Below are 19,164 nucleotides of genomic sequence, written 5' to 3' on the forward strand. Positions count from 1 at the left end.
CAAACTCAAATTATCGTTAGTAGGGAATCTTTTGGGGGAAACGAGTTATCTTAGGCGTTTGTTGTGATTCGGGTAGGCTCTATTCCAAATTTCTCATAATATTCAGCGGCTATTAAATTCCAGTTTGAGTTGAGTATCTTGGGGTCTATTAGGGCGATGATACAGCCTCCAAAGCCGGCTCCGGTCATTCGGGCACCCAAACTTCCGGGTAATTTTAAAACTGTATTAACCCAAAAATCTAAGGCTTCGCAACTTACTTCATAGTCATTTTGCAATGATAAATGCGATTCTACCCAGATTTTTCCCAACTGATTCCAGTCTTTTTGCTGAATAGCAGCCCAAGCACTAAGTACTCGCGAATTTTCAGAAACTACATGCTTGGCTCTTGCATACAAAACAGGTTCTTTTATGCAACTTATCATCTTCTCGTTAGCATCTCTTAAAGATTGAATTTGGAAGCCATATTTTTGGATAGCAGCAACGGCTTGTTCACATTCTTTTCTACGAATATTATAGGCAGAATTAGTTAGTTCTCTGGTTATCTGTGAGTTAATGATAGTTAAAAAACCTTTTGGAATATCGAAAAGCGTTTTTTGTGTAGAAAGATTTTGGGTATCAATAAAGGTACAGTATCCACTCATTCCGTCAGCAATTGCTAATTGATCTAAGATGCCGCAGTTTACTCCCACAAATTCATTTTCAGCTTTTTGGCATAATTTTGCAATTTCAATAGAAGTTAGATTTTGGTCTAAAAGTTGAATTACTGCGCGTGCTGTACAGATTTCTAAGGCTGCGGATGAAGAAAGGCCACTTCCGGCCGGTAACGTAGAGCTAAAATGGAGTGAAATTCCAACTGAAATCGAAATATACTTACGTAATTCAGCTATTACACCGATACAATAATCTGTCCAATGATTTTGTTTAACCCAGTTTTCTGAATATAAAAATCGGTGAAAGCAAGGCTCATTCGTACGTTCATAATCAGAGGATAATTCTATTTGTTGTTCCTCTATGAAGTGCGCAGATACCGTAATTCCTAACCAGAGAGTTAGCGGAATGCAGTATCCCTGATTGTAATCAGTATGTTCTCCAATCAAATTAATGCGTCCCGGTGCAAATACGGTAAGCATACATTATCAAATAGTTACAACTTTTTTTACTTCGGGAACTAATTTTTTGATTATTTCTTCTACGCCGGCTTTCATGGTCATGTGGCTCATGGAGCAAGAACCGCACGAGCCAAGTAACTCTAATTCTACGGTTAAGTCTGACGTAATTTGGTGCAGACGAACGTCCCCTCCGTCAGACTGTAAATGTGGGCGCACAGTATCTAACGCCTGCTCAACACGTTGAATTAAATTTACCATTCTAATTTATTGAAAAATCTTATGAATCAAAACGCTACAAACTTCAACTAAGTTCCCAAAGTGCTTACTGCTTATCTGAATAACTTAAAACTATGGAAAAAATTACAATAAGAAGGTTTTTTTGGGTGATTTTAACTGCCTTTATTTTTCGCCAATGATGGTTTAACATAAAAATCATAGCCTCCGGATGAATACCAAAGTTTTAAATTAGAAAAACGAGTCATAACTTCCTCACGGTCATTAACTTTTGCAGAAACATAAACGGGGTTTTGAAATTGTTCGGATAAAATAAAGTCAGGGTTATCTTGAAGTTTTGATTTTTCGGGGGTAGTTTTCCCGTAAAAATAGTGCGCATAGCTCTTGTAACCAACAGGAATAGCAAGTTCAGACCTTGAATCTTGTTCTCTAAAAAACTGTATAGCAGGCCCTTGTGTGTATTGTGCTATTTTAGGAACAATATATTCATTCACTAAATTTAAGGATATAGCGGTATTAATCATAAAAGCGTACACAAATTTTTCATATTGTTTAGAAATTATGAAATAGAGAGCAATAGTTCCGATTATTACAAAGGAGATTCCGGCAAGCATATCCCAGTAGCTCCATGATAACGGCAAAGATAACGCAGCAGAAATAAACTTATCATGAATACGAGAAAGGATAAGTTCAGGGTGCATCCCTAAATACGGAACGGTTATTAATGCTGCACTAACGCCCAAGATCAGAACAATGTAGCCCAAAAAAACTTCCCATGCAGGATGCTTATTTTCATACATTAATTTAGCTACATAGAAAGCTGCCAAAAATGCACCGGGGTAATAAGTCATTGAAGAATAATGAACTATCTTGGTTTGAGAGATAGAAAAAATAATCATCACAACCCAAAACCACAAAAACATGATGGTTTTTAAAATACGGGTTTCAAGATTAAGCCTCTCCGGAAACATACCGCGAAAAGCAAATAATGACATGGGAAAACAACCAATCAAAAATACTATAAAATGGTAATAAAAAGGCTGCTCGTGCCCGGCAACCGGTTGGGTAAATAATTCAATTTGGTAATGAAGAAATTTTTCTACAAACCAAGTACCGTGGACGTATGTTTCAACACCGAACCAACTTCCCACAACTACAGTGTAGGAAATAAGCATTCGTATGACTCCTGTCAAAAAAGAACGAACCTGAAAAAACCAACAGGCATAGCCAAAGTACGTTAAGCCAACTATGAGTAGAGCTACTGGACCTTTGGTTAGCGTAGCCAATCCAAGCCAAAAGCCGGCATACAACGGAGCTGTCCAACGAATATATTTAGAAGATGCCTCTCTTTTACTAAAAACTTGCTCAAAACGAACTAAGTTGATGATTCCTAAAAATATAAAGAAGTTAAAAACCGGGTCTATAATTCCGCTTTTAAAATACAGATGTGGCAATAAACTGGCAACGTAAAAGCCTGCAACCAAACGGCCAAATTGAACATTAACTAATTGAGAACCAAATCTATATAAAGATAAAATCACGATAATTCCGATAATAGCGTTTGGTAGTCTTGCCGCCATTTCATTAACTCCAAAAAGATGCATACAGCCGGCTTGTAGCCAGAAAAATAATGGGGGTTTCTCCCAAAAAGGCTTAAAATCAATTTGAACCTGAAAATAGTTACCGGAAACCAACATCTCGCGTGCAGATTCCGCAAAATTGATTTCGTCCCAATCAAAGAGTTGGTTTCGCCCGAGCCCTAACAGAAAAGATATTCCGCATAGAACAAATAGGAAAAGCCAATCTGTAAAACGGGACCGGTTGCTAAAACGGGCTTGGTTACTCGTATTCACACCACAAAGGTATAACAGCAAACGGAATATTTGCTAATATAAGTAAGATAAGTTGTATTTTTGGCTCTGAAATACGATATTAACGAATGAACATTAAATATAGGCGGGTTGTCAAAGACACCATTTCGCGTAAATCTTTAAATGAGAAAGCGAACCAACAGCAATGGATACTTTTTGCATTATTTCCTGAAACGGAATCAAATCCGTATGAAATTATCTACCTAAATCCGGCTCAGGATACTGCTATTCATTATATTGAAGATGATTTTTTACAACTTGCATATCTCTTAGTTAGGGGAGACCAAGATGAATCTGTGTTGCAAGAGGCTGAATCTGTAATCCCTGTTTATCTGGAACATGAAATCGTTTTTTTCTTGGAGAAAGCAGAAAGCATTGAAAGCAAGGTTCAAGCATTGCACTATGCGGCTATTACTGCTCCGGATACTTTTTATGAGTATTATTTTAATCGGTTTTTAGATGCCTTAAAATCAACCGATATTCAGGTCAGAAATGCTGCTATTATTGGCATCGGATACGTTGGTTGGCGAGAGTTTCAGCCAGTATTAGAGCAAATTGCAGAAAGTGATCCCGTTCAGGCTCTGCGGGATAATGCTCAAAAGTTGTTGGAAGGATTTAGCCCCCGATGGAAAAGTAGTGAATAAGAGAACTATTTTTCCTACTAAATCAAAAAGGTCGTCTGTTAATTCAGACGACCTTTTTGATTTACGTTAGCAAATAATTAATTTTCTACTTTAATTGCTACGGTTGCGCCACCACCGGTAGTTGCACTGGTGATTTTTACGATTCCGTATTTACCGGAAGTAGTATTTTTGAAAGCGAATACTTTTCCTACGGCAAAGTCGCTTCCACCAATACGCTCACCGTCTCCGTTTCCTGAATAGGTGGATAAAGTTCCATTGTTGTAAAGGCCAGCTAAGGCAGTTTGGTCATCAACAGCGTCAAAATCAGTTGTGCTTAAGGTTGTTGTTTTCCAAATGGTTTGTACAGCACCCCAGCTTTGGTAAGCTGCAGATCCCTGATAAGCAGAACCTTTACGAGTTAAAGGAGATATAAAGCTATGGAAAGAAGTGCTACTTGAGTAGAAATAGGTTATATCAACACTACTTGCATTTCCTTTGGCTATGGAAGAATCAGTACCTGCGGTTGCTGATGCTGTATTTGAAGCTAAGAATCCACTACCATTGCTAAAAGTTACGGCTGAGAATAGTTTAGGAGCAGTAGGGCCTGCGGTAGCTTTTACTGTAACGGTGATTTTGCGGGTAGCAACTTTTCCATCAGTAGCTGTTGCGGTAAATTCATAGCTTATCGTTTGCTCTGCTGCAGGTAAAGTAACGGTGGTATCTAAGGAAAAAGATGCACTGTTGATTTTGTCATGTGTGTTCGAATAAGGAGTTCCGGTAAGTGAGGAAGTTGACTTAGAAACGAATTTATCAATATTTTTACCATCTTTTCCTTTGTTTACTAAGATTTTAAAATTGATAACTTCTCCCGGTGCTTTGGTAACGTCTGCACTGACCCCGGCTCCGTCAAGGGTAATGGTGGGGTCTTCTAATTTTACTTCATCATCTTTTTTGCAACCTGTTAATACAGTAGCAAACAATGCGATTCCGGTTAGGAATAATTGGATGTTTTTCATTTTGGTTTAAATAAAAAGTGCGCAAAGGTACATATTTTTTGAAAAAGTCAAGCCTATTTTTCTTAATTTTCTGAAATATTCTAAAAAGTCAAGTACGTTTTTTAGCGAATAGGTTTAGCCGGATTTCCGGCAATTTTAGCACCGTCAGGGAAGTTTTGGGTTACAACTGCCCCTGCACCCACAATGACATTACTTCCTAAGGTAACTCCGGGCAAAATAGTAGCTTGTGCACCAATAAATGATTCATCACCGATAGTTACATTCCCAAGCAAGACAGCTCCCGGCCCAATTTCACAAAAATCTCCTATTTTGGTATCGTGATGTATCTGTGCACGTACGTTGATGAGTGTTCCGATACCGATTTCCGTAAAGCTTTCTAAATAAACTTCTGATAAAAAACTAGCCGAAGGAGAAATTTTGATAAAAGGTATTTTTTCTGTACAATGATGATTCAATCCGATGCAGTTTCCGGTTAATTTTATCAATAAGTTAAAGAAATACTTTCGTAAGTTAGGGTTTCCTACTGCGAGCAAAAAATCGAATTTTTGTAGATTCCCGTTAGTGTTTAGCCACTCTCTTAGTTGAATTTCGTTAGGTATTACGGGAAAGTAGCTTTCTAATCTAACGTCCACATTTCCAGAATCATACCAAGCAGTTCGGTCGTATTTTAGGTGAACGATTTGGGGTAATAGCTGTTTGGCAAGCCCGCCCGCCCCAACTATTAGAAGTGAGTTCATATAAAATTTAAGATATGAAAAATTATTAGATAAAATAAGAATTATCCACAGAAATCTACAAATATCGTGTAAATTTGTATAAAATAGTTTTTGCCGATGTTATATTCTCTCTGTATTTTTGCGCTGGCTTTAATACGGAAAATAGCGGGTTCATAATGTATAATTACGAAGAATTACTTGCCTTGATAGACCGGTCATCTCGGTTTCAGGAAATGCTTGAAGACCGTATCGGTAGAATCAACGGGAATTTAGCCTCCAAAGAAGAACTACATCCGGTTATAGCTTCTTTATTTGAGCATTTACGTAAGCACCATCAACTGCCAATTGTCTCAGAAACAGATTGTGACGGTGTAATAATCAATGTAAATGAAGAGTTTTGCCGAAAAACTAAATTTACTAAGGAAGAGTTAATTGGCCAAAATATCCGTATTATCAAATCTGGGCATATACCAAGCAATGTGTTTCAGTCCCTTTGGTCAAGGATTAGCCGCGGCGGAGTCTGGATGGGAGAACTCAAAAACCGCGCAAAAGACTTTGAAACTTTTTGGGTAGATATTTTTATCGCTCCGGTGTTAGATGAAAGCGGTAACCCAATTCGGTATTGGAGCGTAGCCTATGACGTTACCGACCAAATGAAACAAAAGGAGGAAAACGAGGCAAAAAGTAAAGACATTATGGAATCTATCCGGTATGCTAAAAGAATCCAGAAAACTATTTTACCGGATAAAAACGCTATGGATAAAGCACTGGAAAACCATTTTACTTTATTCAAACCCAAAGATATTGTTTCAGGAGACTTTTATTGGTTTACTTCAACTGTCAATAAAGTTTTTGTGGCCGTTGTGGATTGCACAGGGCACGGAGTTCCGGGAGCTTTTATGTCCTTAATTGGTTACAATTTACTAAATCAAATTGTAAATCAGCAAAATATTCATACTCCTGCTAAGATTTTAAACGAACTACACGTACAGGTAAGATCTACCTTAAAACAGGATTCAACGGAGTCAAAATCCCGAGATGGGATGGATGTATGCCTTTGTGCTATTGAGCGTTATGGTGAAGATGTAGAGTTTGCCGGAGCTTTTCGCCCCCTACTTTGGTGGCATGAAAACGAACTTGTAGAGATAAAAGGAGATAAATTTTCAATAGGCGGTGAACAAATGGAAGAAGAACGGGTTTTTACTAACCATTTCTTTGAGGTATCGCAAGGAGATATTATCTATATGTTTTCTGACGGAATGACAGACCAATTTGGAGGCCCTGACATAAAAAAGTTCTCTACCAGAAGGCTAAAAGACCTCATCGTTGAAAACCACCATGAATCTATGCACGTCCAACGTGCCTTGTTTAACATCGTTTGGAAAGACTGGAAAGCCGAAGAAGAACAAACTGATGACGTTACTATGATTGGCATCGCTTTCTAAGTTATTGAGCAAAATACACTTATTCCCGTAGTAGCCGTCTTTCACCGATGCTAAAAGTTTATCAATATATTTTCAACCAGATAGCAGAAACACCCCACAAGAAGTTTTATCAAAAAATCTGGAGGCGCTTTTTTCAAATCCTTCAGAAAATACTCCTTAAAATATCAAACCCAATCGTAAAAACAAACTTATACGGCTTCCCCTTTCAAGTACCATTTTCGCATGACTTACCTAAAAACCTAAAAAAGTATCCGAATTATTCATTTAATTTACTGAAAATAGCATTGTGGGTAAATCAAAAATATCCGGATACTCCGATTATTGATATAGGAGCTAATGTTGGGGATACCGCAGCATTATTACGGACTCAGTTGAAAAACGCCATACTGTGTATTGAGGGGAATCCCCATTTTTTTGAACTTTTGCAGCAAAATACCCAAATCTTTACCGGAGTAAAGCCAGTTATTCAGTTATTGGGGGCAGAAAATACAGCACTTCATTCAGAATTGGTAATTAAAAAAGGAACTGCACAGGTGAAAAATGCTTCAGAAAAAAAGTCTTCTGTAAAAATGCTAACGACCGTTTTGCAGCAATATCCGGAATTTCTGAATTCTAAGTTAGTAAAAATAGATACAGACGGCTTTGATGGCTATATCTTACGCGGTGCAACTCAATGGATACAAGACCAAAAACCATATATATTTTTAGAATTTGACCCGTATTTTTTGGGTATTCAACAATTTCCGGTTATGGAGATAATAGAGATTTTTAGAGAAAAACATTATAAATTAGTTTCATTCTTTGATAATTTCGGTAATTATCTAACCACAGTTAAGATGAATGAGTTAAGCGAAATTGAGCGTTTGGTACAAAGAATCAAAGGATGTGAGGGCGTTTGTTATTATGACTTGTTATTTATGCCGGAAGACGACTTAGTTGATTATCCGTATCTACGCTGAGTGTATTGTTGTTAGTTATTTTTTTAGTCTAACTGTGGCAATGGCTGGTAGGTGGTCTGAATATTGAATAGATGGCGTTTTAAAGTCAGCGATGATAAGTTTGTTGGATGCCAAGATGTAGTCAATTCGGTGCTTGTTAATTAAGCTATTTCCGTAAGTTTTTCCAAGCCCGAATCCTCGTTCCTCAAAGGCATCTTGCAGGTCTGAACGTACGGCACGGTAATGTGGATGATAGGGTGTTGCATTTAAGTCCCCGCAAACCATAACAGGATAATGGCACTGCTGCCTGTCTTTTTCATACGCTTCTATTTGGCTATGCTGCTTGCGCCAAGCCTCTAACATCACTTTTACTACAGTCCAAAAACTGCGAAAACTATACGGTTTATTGCTATTTTCTGACCAAAAATCTATATGCTGTTCGTGAAAATTATAGGATTCTAAATGAGCATTGTAAACGCGAATTGTATCCCCAAACAGACGAATATCGGCAAAGATTAAGCCGTTTGTTGTATTTATCTCAGAATAAACTAATTGCTTTCCTTTAACAATTGGAAAACGTGAAAAAATAGCTAATCCAAATGAACCAAATACTTTTGAAGGGAAAAAAACAGCATACGGTAAGTTCAACTCTTTTTTAAATCGGCTTTTAACATCAGAATAACTTATTTCGGTATTTGTGGTATCTTCCTTAGATTTAGTTGCTTTGGACTTTAGTTTGGGATTCCAAAATTCCTGCACACAAAGAATATCCGGCTGCTGAGGTTTTATCACTTTGATACAAGTATCTATATTAGATACACGATTATCAAATACCTTGATGTTATAGCTCATTACCTTAAAGTCTCGTTCTGTTAAATCCATTGCCCCATTAAATTGAATTGTATGGGTAAAAGCCGGATAATTAATAATTAAAAAAGCGAAGTTAAATAGTGCTTTTTTTAGGGAGAACATCAGCCAGACGAGGGTCCAAAAAGCCGGTATCAAGAGCCAGTACGGTGCGTGTAGGCTAAACAAAGTAGGTATCCACCACGTATCCGGCATGATATAAGGAGCTATGGCTACCAACAAAGCCGGCGGCAGCATAACTATATTTAGGTAAAAAAAAGTACGGTTAAGTAGCCGGCTAGTCCAGTTAGTCTCTTCGGCTGGCGTTGAAGAGGGTTTGTTTTTCATCGGTAGTTAAATTTTCATAACCCACAGAGGCAATTTTATCTAAAATGCGGTCTATCTCTGCTTGATTGGGCATAGTAGATTTACGACTTAAATTTGTTTTTGCTGAAGATGATGTTTTAGTAGTTCGGTTATTGTGCGGTTTGGGTTGAAATAATGAAACTATCCATTGGATAGGCTGATGCCATTCAAAACCTTGCTTTAAAGCGCGAATGGCTAAGAAACCGTAAAGAGCAGCACCTACTTGAGCTAACGCACTGGCCGGATTCCCAGAACTTGCAATCATAAAAATATTAAACGTAACGATAGCCAACCCAATCCAACGAAGGCGTACTCTCCCTAACAAAAAGAGCGTTATGCCATAATCAGGAACCAATGTTGCTGATGCGGCTACAATTGCATTCAGCCCGGCAGACGCTCCAAAGATATATCCCTCCATACCTATAAAAACAGGAAAAATAGCATAACACAAAATAGCAAATAAAGCCCCAAAAAATGCCCCCTGTAAATAAACACTCCAAATGACCACAGATTTTGTGAAATCTTTAAAAATTCCACCAATCCAATAGAACCACACCAAGCTAAATAATGTGCCGATAAAATCCGGATAACGAAATAAAAATAACCACGTTACCCAAGACCAAGGGGAGTTTAACCAACTGCTAACCCGCGTTGATAAAGGAATTGTTTGATAAAAAGCCGTAAAGACAGAACTTTGGTTTACTAAAAAAAAGAATAGATGTATAACAGCCAATAGCAAAAATAGTCCGGCACTAATGGCAATTATCTGCCCGATAGCTCCGTAATGGCGGATAAATTGATCCCGAAAATTATAACCAATATCATTCATTATTCGATACAATGGCAGCGCAAATTTCGTGATATATCCGCGAATAAAGCCATTTCTCGATTAAAATTGTCGAAATAAATACAAACTATCTTATTAAACTAAAAGCTAAATAGTTTTTGAAAAAGCAGGTTTGTTATTTTAGATTTTTACTTAACTTTCGTTCTTTAAGCCAAGTAACGATTATGGGAATTACTGAAACGATAATGATACCGATAACGATTACTTCCAAATATTCCTTAATTCCGGGGATTGTCCGTCCTAAAAAATAACCGGATAAAGTCATAGAAAGAACCCACAGGATTCCGCCGGAGATATTAAAAAAGACAAATTTTGAATATTCTAATTTGGCGACACCGGCAACCATTGGTGCAAAAGTCCTGACTATTGGCACAAAACGTCCCATAACGATTGTTTTTCCGCCGTGTCTGTTGTAAAAGTCTTTGGTTTTTTCTACATATTTAGGCTTAAAAAACCATGATTCATCTCGTTTGAACAGGGTTTCTCCGGCTTTTCTGCCAATAATGTATCCTGTTTGGTCTCCGGCTATTGCGGCTACTACCAGCACTGACGTTAATATTAAAATATTGGTTTGAAAAATTCCGGTAGCGCATAATAATCCGGCGGTAAATAATAGAGAATCTCCCGGCAGAAAAAAACCAATCATTAAACCGGTTTCGGCAAAAACGACTATTGCCAGCAGGCTTAATCCACCATAAGAGATAATAAACTCAGGGTCAATAAGATGCTTAAACCCATTTAACAATTCAATAATTTCTTGAAACATAAAGGTATTGCTTGCGCAAGCTACTAAGTTTTGGGTAATGATACGGTTATAGTTCTTGGTGATTATACTTAGAGGGGCATTTCATCAGGATTTTTTCTGCCTCGAAAACATCTCCTTGATATTTTCCGATGATTACCACCTTATCTGCCTGCTCAAAGTTGGCCGGCTTTGGATCTCGATAGATAACTAATTGTGTATTATTAGTAGAGTCCTGTAAATAAAATTGAAAAATATCTTGCGCCGGATCATATTTAGCTTCATCTCTACGTACCCAAGAGGCTACGATATGTACATCCGATCCACGCTGTTTTGCATCGGCAAAAGTGGTGTAAATGCTGGTGCTGCCTGCAAAATTAATTATTAATAAGGTAATAAAACCAGCCAATATAAGAAGCCCAATAATGGATTTAAGTTTCATGGGTTTTTTATGTAGATATTTGATTATTATTTGTTTGAATAGGATTATCAGCACCAATTTCGGTTGTAGGCTGAATCAGTTTTGGGTAAAAAATAAAGATGATAAGGATAGCGGACGTGATAGCGAGGTCAGCGAGGTTAAATACCGGTAAAAGTGCGTAAAATCGTCCGCCGATGAAAGGTATCCAATCTGGCATAATACCGCTCCAAACATCAAAATACAGCATATCTACTACATTTCCGTTGAAAAGCCCGCCTTCATAGTCATTGATTCTTTCAAACCAACGCCCATAAAAGATGCGGTCAATCAAATTTCCGGTTGCGCCACCTAATATTAACGCGATTACGGTAGCCAACTGAGGGGTATTTTTCGCAGCTAAGATCATCCACCAAGCTATCCCAAATATTGCTAATATAGAAAAAACAGCCAGAACCAACTTGTCTGCTTCTTCTGAATGAGTAGATGTCTGGTTATTACCCCACGATAACACCCACTGAAATAAGCTGCTCAAGGTGATTCCAAATGCAGCTCCCTTATTTTCAATAAAATGTATTTTAAACCAATCTCCCAATACGGTGATTTCCTGCCCTAAACTCATATTGAGTTTTACGATAACCTTTACAATTTGGTCAATTAAAACAACAATAGAAGCTATGACAAAAAAGCGTAACGACTTCAAAATAGGTTATTTGATAAAATCCGAATAGTCTTCTGTGGGGGGAAGGTTCGGTTTTTGGGTGAGTTTGGCTTCCATAGATGTTTCTGTATGGGGCACAACTTTCAGTCTTTCTTTGGGGATTAGTTTACCGGTTACTTTACATCTGCCGTATGTTCCGTTATCAATTCGGATGAGGGCGCGTTCAAGGGCATCAATAAATTTTAGGGTTCGGGAGATAAAGACTTCGGTTTGTTCTTTATCACTGGTGTCGTTACCAAATTCGGTACGGTTAAAGCCGTCTGCGGCATTTTCGAGAGCACTTTTAAGGCTGTCTTGGAGGCTTGTATATTCCTCGCGTGCTTCTGTTAGTTTGCGGTTGATGATTTCCCGAAACTCTTCTAATTCTTCGCGGTTGTAATGTGTTTTTTCTGTCATAATATCATTTTTATCGTGAAATGACCAATAATCCGGTGTGGCCAAAAAGTTCTATTGTGATTCCGTTTTCTATATTCGGTAATAAAGTAAATTTACGAGACAATGTTTCCTTACAAATAGTTTCCTGATGTTGTTGTAAGGCTGTATTCCACGCAATATTTTCGGATAAGGCTACTTCGATGGTATCCGTAACTTCAAAGCCGAGTTCTTTGCGGGTATTTTGAATCCTATTGATGAGTTCTCTGGCAAATCCTTCGGCAATTAAGGATTCAGTCAGGTTGATGTCAAGACCTACGGTTAAGTTAGCAGAGGTCGCAACGCTCCAGCCGGGAACGTCTTCTGTACGAATGATTACTTGGTCGAGGGTTAGTAAAAAAGAAGTTCCGTCTGATAGCTCAATAGGAAGTTCGCCGGTTTGGGTTAATTTCTCAATAGCTTCGTTGGGTAATACCTCTACCGAAGATGCCACAAGAGCCATACGTTTGCCCAACAAAGGCCCTAATACCTTAAAATTGGCTTTCGCCCGCTTTATCAGAATAGAATCAGAACTGGATGAGAGTATTAGTTCTTTTACATTTACTTCGGAGCAAATTAATTCCTGTATTCGGATAAGGGCTTGCTTCATTGAGTCATTCGCTACCGGAATAAACATTTGTTGGAGAGGCTGGCGCACTTTAATATCCACTTTTTTACGGATACTTCGGGCTAATGAACAAGCCTCTTGGGCTAACGTCATTTCAAATTCTAATTCAGTTTGAATTATTTCCGGCCTTGATTTAGGAAAGTCTGTCAGGTTCACAGAGATATTTCCTGTTATTTGGAGGCTTTGATTGAGGCAGTTATACAAATATTCTCCCCAAAAAGGTGCGATTGGTGTTATCAGTTTAGCTACTGTTGTTAGGCATTCAAATAAAGTTTGATAGGCAGCCAGTTTATCTTGGCTTATATCTCCCTTCCAAAAACGTCTGCGGGAAAGCCGTACATACCAATTTGAGAGCTGGTCTATCACAAACGCTTGAATATTTCGGGCAGCTATGGTTGGCTCGTATTCAGAATAGGCGGTATCTACCCGCTGTATCAAACTATTGAGCATAGATAAAATCCATTGGTCAATTTCAGTGCGTTCAGATACTGGAATTACGGGATATTTATCATACTGAAAAGAATCAATGTTAGCATAGAGTGCTAAAAAAGAATAGGTATTGTATAGCGTATCAAAGAATTTTCGCTGTACTTCTGCTACACCGGCAAGGTCAAATTTTAAGTTTTCCCACGGTGGGGCATTTTCGACCATATACCAACGCACAGGATCAGCTCCATAGGTAGCGATAGTTTCAAATGGATCTATCACATTACCAATTCGTTTGGACATTTTATTCCCGTTTTTATCCAAAACAAGGCCGTTTGCAATAACGTTTTTGAAGGCAACAGAATCTTCCAAAAGTACAGCAATTGCGTGTAAGGTATAAAACCAGCCACGGGTTTGATCTACGCCTTCGGCGATAAAGTCAGCCGGGAAATTTTTGGTAAAAGACTCTTGATTTTCAAAAGGATAATGCCACTGGGCAAAAGGCATCGCCCCTGAATCAAACCAAACGTCTATCAAATCAGGTTCACGGACTAATATTTGTTCTTGATACCATACAAAGACTTCATCCATATAGGGTCTGTGTAAATCACTGGTAATCAAATCTTCCTGAAATGGTATGATATTGCCGCAAGCTATTTCTTGGGCAAAGGCATCGGGAGATTGCTGTATTTTTTCCCGAAGATTATGAATTTGTTGCTTAAAGGTTTCAATTCGGGAAAAACGAAAACCATATTTACGCAGGTCTTCGATACTGCCGGCACACCAAGTTAGGGAGCTATCGCCTTGGGCTTCATTTGTCCAGACGGGTAATGGTATTCCCCAATAGCGGGAGCGTGATAAGTTCCAATCTACTAAGTGTTCAAGCCAATTACCAAAACGGCCACTTCCGGTGCTTTCCGGCTTCCATTGAATCGTTTTGTTTAGCTCAACCATACGGTCTTTATATGCAGTCGTACGCACAAACCAGCTATCTAATGGATAATACAAAACAGGTTTGTCTGTCCGCCAGCAATGCGGATAGTTGTGTTCGTATTTTTCTACCCGAAATGCTTTGTTTTCATACTTTAGCTTTATGCAAATATCTACGTCAAGTGATTGATAATCAGCGTTATTTGTATAGTTTTTTACGTAGCGACCTGCAAATTCGCCCATTTCCGGAATGTATTTGCCTTCTTTATCTACAATAGGTTCTTCAGCGCCGTTTTTAAAGACAGTAATTGCCGGAATATTGTTTTGTTGAGCCACCCGAAAGTCGTCAGAGCCAAAAGTTGGTGCGATGTGAACGATACCGGTTCCGTCTTCGGTAGAGACAAAATCCCCGTGAATCACGCGAAATGCCGGCTTTGAAGGAGAAATATACGGCAATAGCTGTTCGTATTCGCTATTCAGTAGTTCTGAACCTAAAACGGTATTTAGTAAACACCAAGGAAGTTTTTTGGTGTTGTCGGAAATATTATCAGGAAAATTTTCTCGATGTACCTGTTCATCTGCGCCTAAGAAGTTTTTTACTAAATCTTGAGCAAGGATTATAATAATCGGCTGATAGGTATAAGGATTAAAGGTTTGTATGCGAGCATATTGGATGTTTTTTCCAACGGCTAAGGCTGCGTTGGCCGCTAAGGTCCAGGGGGTGGTTGTCCATGCTAAAAAGTACTCATTTTCAGTATTTTTGCGTTTAAACTGGGCAACGCAAGAGGTGTCTTTTATGAGTTTGTAGCAGCCGGGTAGGTTTAATTCATGTGAACTGAGCCCTGTACCTGCTGCGGGTGAATACGGCTGAATGGTATATCCTTTATAGAGAAGGTTTTTATCAAATAATCGTTTTAATAGATGCCAAACGGATTCAATATAAGCGTTATGACAGGTGATGTAGGGGTTTTCTAAGTCCACCCAATAGCCCATTCGGGTGGTAAGTTCGTTCCAGATGTCGGTAAAGCGGAAAACATCTTCTTTACAGGCTTGGTTGTATTCTGCAATGGATATTTTTGTTCCGATGTCTGCTTTGGTGATTCCCAATCTTTTTTCGACCTGTAATTCAACGGGGAGGCCATGTGTATCCCAACCGGCTTTGCGAAGCACTTGTTTGCCTTTGAGTGTTTGATAGCGGCAAAAAATGTCTTTGATAGTTCTGGCCATCACGTGGTGGATTCCCGGATAGCCGTTTGCCGAAGGCGGACCCTCAAAAAAAGTAAATGAAGGGCAACCTTTGCGATAATCAATACTTTTCGCAAAAATATCATTAGAATGCCAAAATTCCAGTATTTCTTTTTCTATTTCACTGAAATCCAGCTTCTTACGAGTTCTAAAATTATGTTTAACTACTGAGCTTTGCACAGAAAGCACTATTTTAATTTAAATCGCAAAGTTCGTAAAAAATAAAACAAATAAATCATTTATTCCCAAAATAGCCTATGTTTGTTTTGTCTTTTGAATTCTATGGTTTTAATAGATAATGTACTGATTCATGAAGCGATTTTTAGGGTAGAATTTGCGTGCCGTTTGGAGCAATGTAAAGGAGCTTGCTGTGTAGCCGGTGATTCCGGCGCTCCGGTAGAGCAATCCGAAATTGCTGAAATAAAGCAATGGTTATCAATAATTTGGGACTATTTAAGTGAAGAATCCCGTTTGGCTATTTTAGACCAAGATGTTGCTGTATATGACTCAGACGGGGATTTAGGTACACCTTTGGTGAAAGGCCAAGCCTGTGCCTATGCTTTCTTTGAAGGAGGTATTGCCTACTGTAGCTTTGAACGGGCTTATTTTGCCGGTAAAATACCTTTTAGAAAGCCGATTTCATGCCACCTATATCCCATTCGTTTGGAACAAGGGCAATTTGTTAGTATGAAATACCATAAATGGGATATATGCCAGAGTGCTTGCAGCCCTGAAAATAAAGAGAAAATAATTGTGTTTCAATACGTTAAAGATGCTATCATCCGTAAATTTGGGGAAGAATTTTATACCCAACTGGAAGAAGTCTTTTCCTATCTGAAACATAAAACATAAAATAATGTTTCTAAACGTTCATTCTCACCACCGAGTTGAATCGGAAATAGGTATTTTAAATCAAGAGTTTGGACAGATAATAGATGTTGAAGGTCATTTTTCGGTTGGGATACATCCTTATTTTTGGAAAGGTGCTGATTTTGATATTGATAAGTTTGAATCGCTATTGATACAAAGCACTGCTTTGGGAGAGTCCGGCTTGGATAGGAGAGGAGCCGAACCGATTTCTAACCAAATGAAATTATTTTTACAACAGATAGAACTTGCTCAGTATCATAATAAAACAGTTATCGTTCACTGCGTTAAAGCTTGGGGAGAACTTTTTAAAATACTGAAAGAATATCACCCAAAAGTTCGCTTTATCATTCATGGCTTTAATCAGAATGAGAAAGTTTTGGCAGAATTATTGCGATTTTCTTGCGGAATTTCTATTGGTTTTTCAGCCTTAAACCTTACCTCTAATGCCGCTAAACTGTGGCATAAAATTCCCCCAGAACAATTATTTTTGGAAACAGATAGTCGTCAGGATTCAATAGAAAGTTTATACCAACATTTTTCTAAATTATTGTCAATTAGTATATTAGAATTAATACAATGGCAATTAGAAAACTGGAAAGAATTTCAATTATTCCGAAATTCAAGTGGAAAAAAGATTTTAAAATAAGATAAATATAACCTCCGATTATGATGTTTTCTGAATTACAATCAAATTCTACCCTAAAACCGGACAAAATTCAGTAACTTTGAACTCTTGACTGTATTCGTGTGGTAGAAAGAATGAGTTGTAAATCTCCTCAATTTACTGAATCTCAGTTTATTTAAGAACCATTAATCCGTTGATTTTCATGAAATTATATTTTATACTAAAAATGAATATAGTTATATGATTTTCCCATAATGATTTCAAAAAAAACGCCATTTACTTAAATATGATTGCTGAAAATCAACCTAAATAAGTTATGATACTTCCCAAAAATAATGAAATCCTTGATTTACAGCATATTAGAAAAAATCTACCGGAACATCCCGGCGTGTATCAGTTTTGGGATGCCCAAAAAATAATCTATGTAGGGAAAGCCAAAAACCTAAAAAAACGGGTAAATAGCTATTTTAATAAAGATAATTCCCATGATTTTAAAACCCAACAATTGGTTCAAAAAATCCTTAATATCACTTATACAATTACAAATTCTGATGCTGAAGCCTTTTTATTGGAAAATAATCTGATTAAAACGCACCAGCCTAAGTATAATATTTTGCTGAAAGACGGAAAAACCTATCCCTATATCTGTATCCAAAAAGAGCCTTTTCCCCGCGTTTTTTCTACCAGACAAAAAATTTCGGATGGCTCTACCTATTTTGGGCCTTATCCCAGCGGAACAGCCCTTGTTACGTTGCTTAATTATATCAGAAAACACTATAAACTACGCACTTGCAGCCATCTGCTAACCCCACAGAATATCCAAAAACAAAAATTCAGAATTTGCTTAGAATATCATGTAGGTAACTGCTTAGCTCCTTGTGTAGGGAAGCAAAGTGAAGAAGACTACAACCGAAATATCTATCAAATTACGCAAATATTAAAAGGCAACTATAGTTCTTTGCTTCAGGAACTTACCCAAGAAATGAAATTAGCTGCCCAAAACCTCAACTTTGAATATGCCCAGCAGCTAAAACAGCAATTGGATTCTTTACAAGAATACAAACGAAAAAACACAATTGTATCTGAAAATATTGGAAATGTGGAGGTTATATCAATCGTTCAGCAAGATCATCTGGCTGTTGCGCATCATTTTAAGATTCAAGGGGGGGCAATCATGCGCACCCATGCTTTTGATATAAAAATTCAGGAAAATGAAACTTCGCCGGAAATCTTTGAAGCCGTAATCTCACATCTAATCGCCGAAGACGAATCATTTTATCCCGAAATAATTACCAATATAAATTCAAATACATTTGATTTCCAAAGTATTACCAAAATAACGCAGCCACAGCGCGGGGAAAAGTATCAGGTGTTGCTCCTTTCTCAAAAAAATGCCCAAACCCTGTTAGACGAAAAACTTAACCGAATAGCGCAAAAAAAAGCCCGAAAATCCGGCGAAGAACTACTACAAAGAGCTCAGCAAGATTTACGTTTAGATAAAATTCCCCTGCGAATAGAATGTTTTGATAACTCAAACATACAAGGTGAATATGCCGTTTCTGCCTGCGTTGTGTTTATAGATGCTAAACCCGCCAAAAAAGAATATCGGCACTTCAATGTTAAAACAGTTTCCGGACCTGATGATTTTGCCACTATGCGCGAAGTCGTTTTAAGACGTTACAAAAGACAATTAGCTGATAATAAAGAACTTCCTGACTTAATCCTAATTGACGGCGGTAAAGGGCAACTTTCTCATGCCTTAGAAGCACTGCAAGAACTAAACTTACACCATAAAATTCCGGCTATTGGCATTGCCAAACGGTTAGAGGAGCTGTATTACCCCGGAGACCCAGTACCGCTGCATTTAGATATAAAAAGCCCCACCTTACGCTTACTGCAACGTATTCGTGATGAAGCACATAGATTTGGGATAACATTTCATCGTGATAAACGTAGCCGCGAAACGCTCACAACAGCATTGACCGAAATACCCGGAATCGGAGCCAAAACAGCTCAAAAACTACTGCACGAATTTAAGTCCGTAAAAAGAATCAAAGAACTAACCTTAGATGAACTGAGCAAAGTCGTAGGGGAAAAATTAGCCCAAAATATTTTAGAAAGCCTTGCTAATTAGATA

At 38.0% G+C, this 19,164-nt stretch carries 18 protein-coding genes; 6 read left to right on the forward strand and 12 right to left on the reverse strand.

Annotation, left to right across the window (positions count from 1 at the left end; genetic code table 11):
- Positions 1–50: 50 nt before the first annotated feature.
- From galK to LC115_01565, 3 genes are all read right to left on the reverse strand, one after another.
- Complete coding sequence (galK, locus tag LC115_01555) at positions 51–1,130, reverse strand: galactokinase (GenBank protein MCZ2355367.1); 1,080 nt, start codon at positions 1,128–1,130, stop codon at positions 51–53.
- Positions 1,131–1,136: 6 nt separating this feature from the next.
- Entirely contained in the window at positions 1,137–1,367 is a 231-nt protein-coding gene (locus LC115_01560) for a NifU family protein (GenBank protein ID MCZ2355368.1), read from the reverse strand.
- 131 nt (positions 1,368–1,498) lie between these two features.
- A complete protein-coding gene (locus tag LC115_01565; GenBank protein MCZ2355369.1) occupies positions 1,499–3,196 on the reverse strand; it encodes a glycosyltransferase family 39 protein in 1,698 nt (565 codons plus the stop codon).
- 86 nt (positions 3,197–3,282) lie between these two features.
- Between LC115_01565 and LC115_01570 the strand changes: the two genes are divergently transcribed.
- Complete coding sequence (locus tag LC115_01570; GenBank protein MCZ2355370.1) at positions 3,283–3,858, forward strand: hypothetical protein; 576 nt, start codon at positions 3,283–3,285, stop codon at positions 3,856–3,858.
- A gap of 77 nt (positions 3,859–3,935) precedes the next feature.
- Here LC115_01570 and LC115_01575 read toward each other — a convergent pair whose 3' ends face one another.
- Together LC115_01575 and LC115_01580 are read right to left on the reverse strand one after the other, a co-directional pair.
- The gene (locus tag LC115_01575; protein ID MCZ2355371.1) at positions 3,936–4,853 is read right to left on the reverse strand and encodes a hypothetical protein; all 918 of its coding nucleotides are present in this window, start codon (positions 4,851–4,853) and stop codon (positions 3,936–3,938) included.
- Between the two features lie 101 nt (positions 4,854–4,954).
- The gene (locus LC115_01580) at positions 4,955–5,590 is read right to left on the reverse strand and encodes a hypothetical protein (GenBank protein MCZ2355372.1); all 636 of its coding nucleotides are present in this window, start codon (positions 5,588–5,590) and stop codon (positions 4,955–4,957) included.
- 155 nt (positions 5,591–5,745) lie between these two features.
- On the opposite strand from LC115_01580, the gene LC115_01585 reads away from it, so the two are divergent.
- Entirely contained in the window at positions 5,746–7,014 is a 1,269-nt protein-coding gene (locus LC115_01585; protein MCZ2355373.1) for a SpoIIE family protein phosphatase, read from the forward strand.
- A gap of 47 nt (positions 7,015–7,061) precedes the next feature.
- Positions 7,062–7,973: an FkbM family methyltransferase gene (locus LC115_01590; GenBank protein ID MCZ2355374.1), complete on the forward strand. Its 912-nt coding sequence runs from the start codon at positions 7,062–7,064 to the stop codon at positions 7,971–7,973.
- 15 nt (positions 7,974–7,988) lie between these two features.
- Here LC115_01590 and LC115_01595 read toward each other — a convergent pair whose 3' ends face one another.
- The 7 genes from LC115_01595 to ileS all read right to left on the reverse strand — a co-directional run bounded on the left by LC115_01595 (position 7,989) and on the right by ileS (position 15,721).
- Positions 7,989–9,146: an endonuclease/exonuclease/phosphatase family protein gene (locus LC115_01595; protein ID MCZ2355375.1), complete on the reverse strand. Its 1,158-nt coding sequence runs from the start codon at positions 9,144–9,146 to the stop codon at positions 7,989–7,991.
- On the reverse strand, positions 9,106–9,993 hold the full coding sequence (locus tag LC115_01600; GenBank protein MCZ2355376.1) for a rhomboid family intramembrane serine protease: 888 nt from the start codon (positions 9,991–9,993) through the stop codon (positions 9,106–9,108). Before LC115_01600 ends, LC115_01595 begins: the two co-directional genes overlap by 41 nt.
- Positions 9,994–10,126: 133 nt before the next feature.
- Positions 10,127–10,777 carry a VTT domain-containing protein gene (locus LC115_01605; GenBank protein ID MCZ2355377.1) on the reverse strand — a complete coding sequence of 217 codons (651 nt, stop codon included), beginning with the start codon at positions 10,775–10,777 and terminating at the stop codon, positions 10,127–10,129.
- 46 nt (positions 10,778–10,823) lie between these two features.
- Positions 10,824–11,195 carry a cytochrome c maturation protein CcmE gene (locus LC115_01610; GenBank protein MCZ2355378.1) on the reverse strand — a complete coding sequence of 124 codons (372 nt, stop codon included), beginning with the start codon at positions 11,193–11,195 and terminating at the stop codon, positions 10,824–10,826.
- 7 nt (positions 11,196–11,202) lie between these two features.
- Entirely contained in the window at positions 11,203–11,874 is a 672-nt protein-coding gene (locus LC115_01615; GenBank protein ID MCZ2355379.1) for a signal peptidase II, read from the reverse strand.
- A gap of 6 nt (positions 11,875–11,880) precedes the next feature.
- Positions 11,881–12,288: a TraR/DksA family transcriptional regulator gene (locus LC115_01620; protein MCZ2355380.1), complete on the reverse strand. Its 408-nt coding sequence runs from the start codon at positions 12,286–12,288 to the stop codon at positions 11,881–11,883.
- Positions 12,289–12,298: 10 nt separating this feature from the next.
- Positions 12,299–15,721, reverse strand: coding sequence for an isoleucine--tRNA ligase (ileS, locus tag LC115_01625; GenBank protein MCZ2355381.1), 3,423 nt, complete (start codon positions 15,719–15,721; stop codon positions 12,299–12,301).
- A 93-nt stretch (positions 15,722–15,814) separates the two neighbouring features.
- Between ileS and LC115_01630 the strand changes: the two genes are divergently transcribed.
- The 3 genes from LC115_01630 (at position 15,815) to uvrC (ending at position 19,161) form a co-directional block, all read left to right on the forward strand.
- Positions 15,815–16,384 carry a DUF3109 family protein gene (locus LC115_01630; GenBank protein MCZ2355382.1) on the forward strand — a complete coding sequence of 190 codons (570 nt, stop codon included), beginning with the start codon at positions 15,815–15,817 and terminating at the stop codon, positions 16,382–16,384.
- Positions 16,385–16,388: 4 nt separating this feature from the next.
- A complete protein-coding gene (locus LC115_01635) occupies positions 16,389–17,048 on the forward strand; it encodes a TatD family hydrolase (GenBank protein ID MCZ2355383.1) in 660 nt (219 codons plus the stop codon).
- A 295-nt stretch (positions 17,049–17,343) separates the two neighbouring features.
- Positions 17,344–19,161 carry an excinuclease ABC subunit UvrC gene (gene uvrC, locus LC115_01640; GenBank protein ID MCZ2355384.1) on the forward strand — a complete coding sequence of 606 codons (1,818 nt, stop codon included), beginning with the start codon at positions 17,344–17,346 and terminating at the stop codon, positions 19,159–19,161.
- The last annotated feature ends 3 nt before the right edge of the window (positions 19,162–19,164 follow it).

The organism is Bacteroidia bacterium (genome assembly GCA_026932145.1).
GTDB lineage: Bacteria > Bacteroidota > Bacteroidia > J057 > JAIXKT01 > JAIXKT01.

What these genes read in the sequence shown, in the direction of transcription:
- galK (MCZ2355367.1), bottom strand. Translation starts at nt 1,130, where the DNA reads ATGCTTACCGTATTTGCACCGGGACGCATTAATTTGATTGGAGAACAT.
- LC115_01560 (MCZ2355368.1), bottom strand. Translation starts at nt 1,367, where the DNA reads ATGGTAAATTTAATTCAACGTGTTGAGCAGGCGTTAGATACTGTGCGC.
- LC115_01570 (MCZ2355370.1), top strand. Translation starts at nt 3,283, where the DNA reads ATGAACATTAAATATAGGCGGGTTGTCAAAGACACCATTTCGCGTAAA.
- LC115_01575 (MCZ2355371.1), bottom strand. Translation starts at nt 4,853, where the DNA reads ATGAAAAACATCCAATTATTCCTAACCGGAATCGCATTGTTTGCTACT.
- LC115_01580 (MCZ2355372.1), bottom strand. Translation starts at nt 5,590, where the DNA reads ATGAACTCACTTCTAATAGTTGGGGCGGGCGGGCTTGCCAAACAGCTA.
- LC115_01585 (MCZ2355373.1), top strand. Translation starts at nt 5,746, where the DNA reads ATGTATAATTACGAAGAATTACTTGCCTTGATAGACCGGTCATCTCGG.
- LC115_01590 (MCZ2355374.1), top strand. Translation starts at nt 7,062, where the DNA reads ATGCTAAAAGTTTATCAATATATTTTCAACCAGATAGCAGAAACACCC.
- LC115_01595 (MCZ2355375.1), bottom strand. Translation starts at nt 9,146, where the DNA reads ATGAAAAACAAACCCTCTTCAACGCCAGCCGAAGAGACTAACTGGACT.
- LC115_01600 (MCZ2355376.1), bottom strand. Translation starts at nt 9,993, where the DNA reads ATGAATGATATTGGTTATAATTTTCGGGATCAATTTATCCGCCATTAC.
- LC115_01605 (MCZ2355377.1), bottom strand. Translation starts at nt 10,777, where the DNA reads ATGTTTCAAGAAATTATTGAATTGTTAAATGGGTTTAAGCATCTTATT.
- LC115_01610 (MCZ2355378.1), bottom strand. Translation starts at nt 11,195, where the DNA reads ATGAAACTTAAATCCATTATTGGGCTTCTTATATTGGCTGGTTTTATT.
- LC115_01620 (MCZ2355380.1), bottom strand. Translation starts at nt 12,288, where the DNA reads ATGACAGAAAAAACACATTACAACCGCGAAGAATTAGAAGAGTTTCGG.
- LC115_01630 (MCZ2355382.1), top strand. Translation starts at nt 15,815, where the DNA reads ATGGTTTTAATAGATAATGTACTGATTCATGAAGCGATTTTTAGGGTA.
- LC115_01635 (MCZ2355383.1), top strand. Translation starts at nt 16,389, where the DNA reads ATGTTTCTAAACGTTCATTCTCACCACCGAGTTGAATCGGAAATAGGT.
- uvrC (MCZ2355384.1), top strand. Translation starts at nt 17,344, where the DNA reads ATGATACTTCCCAAAAATAATGAAATCCTTGATTTACAGCATATTAGA.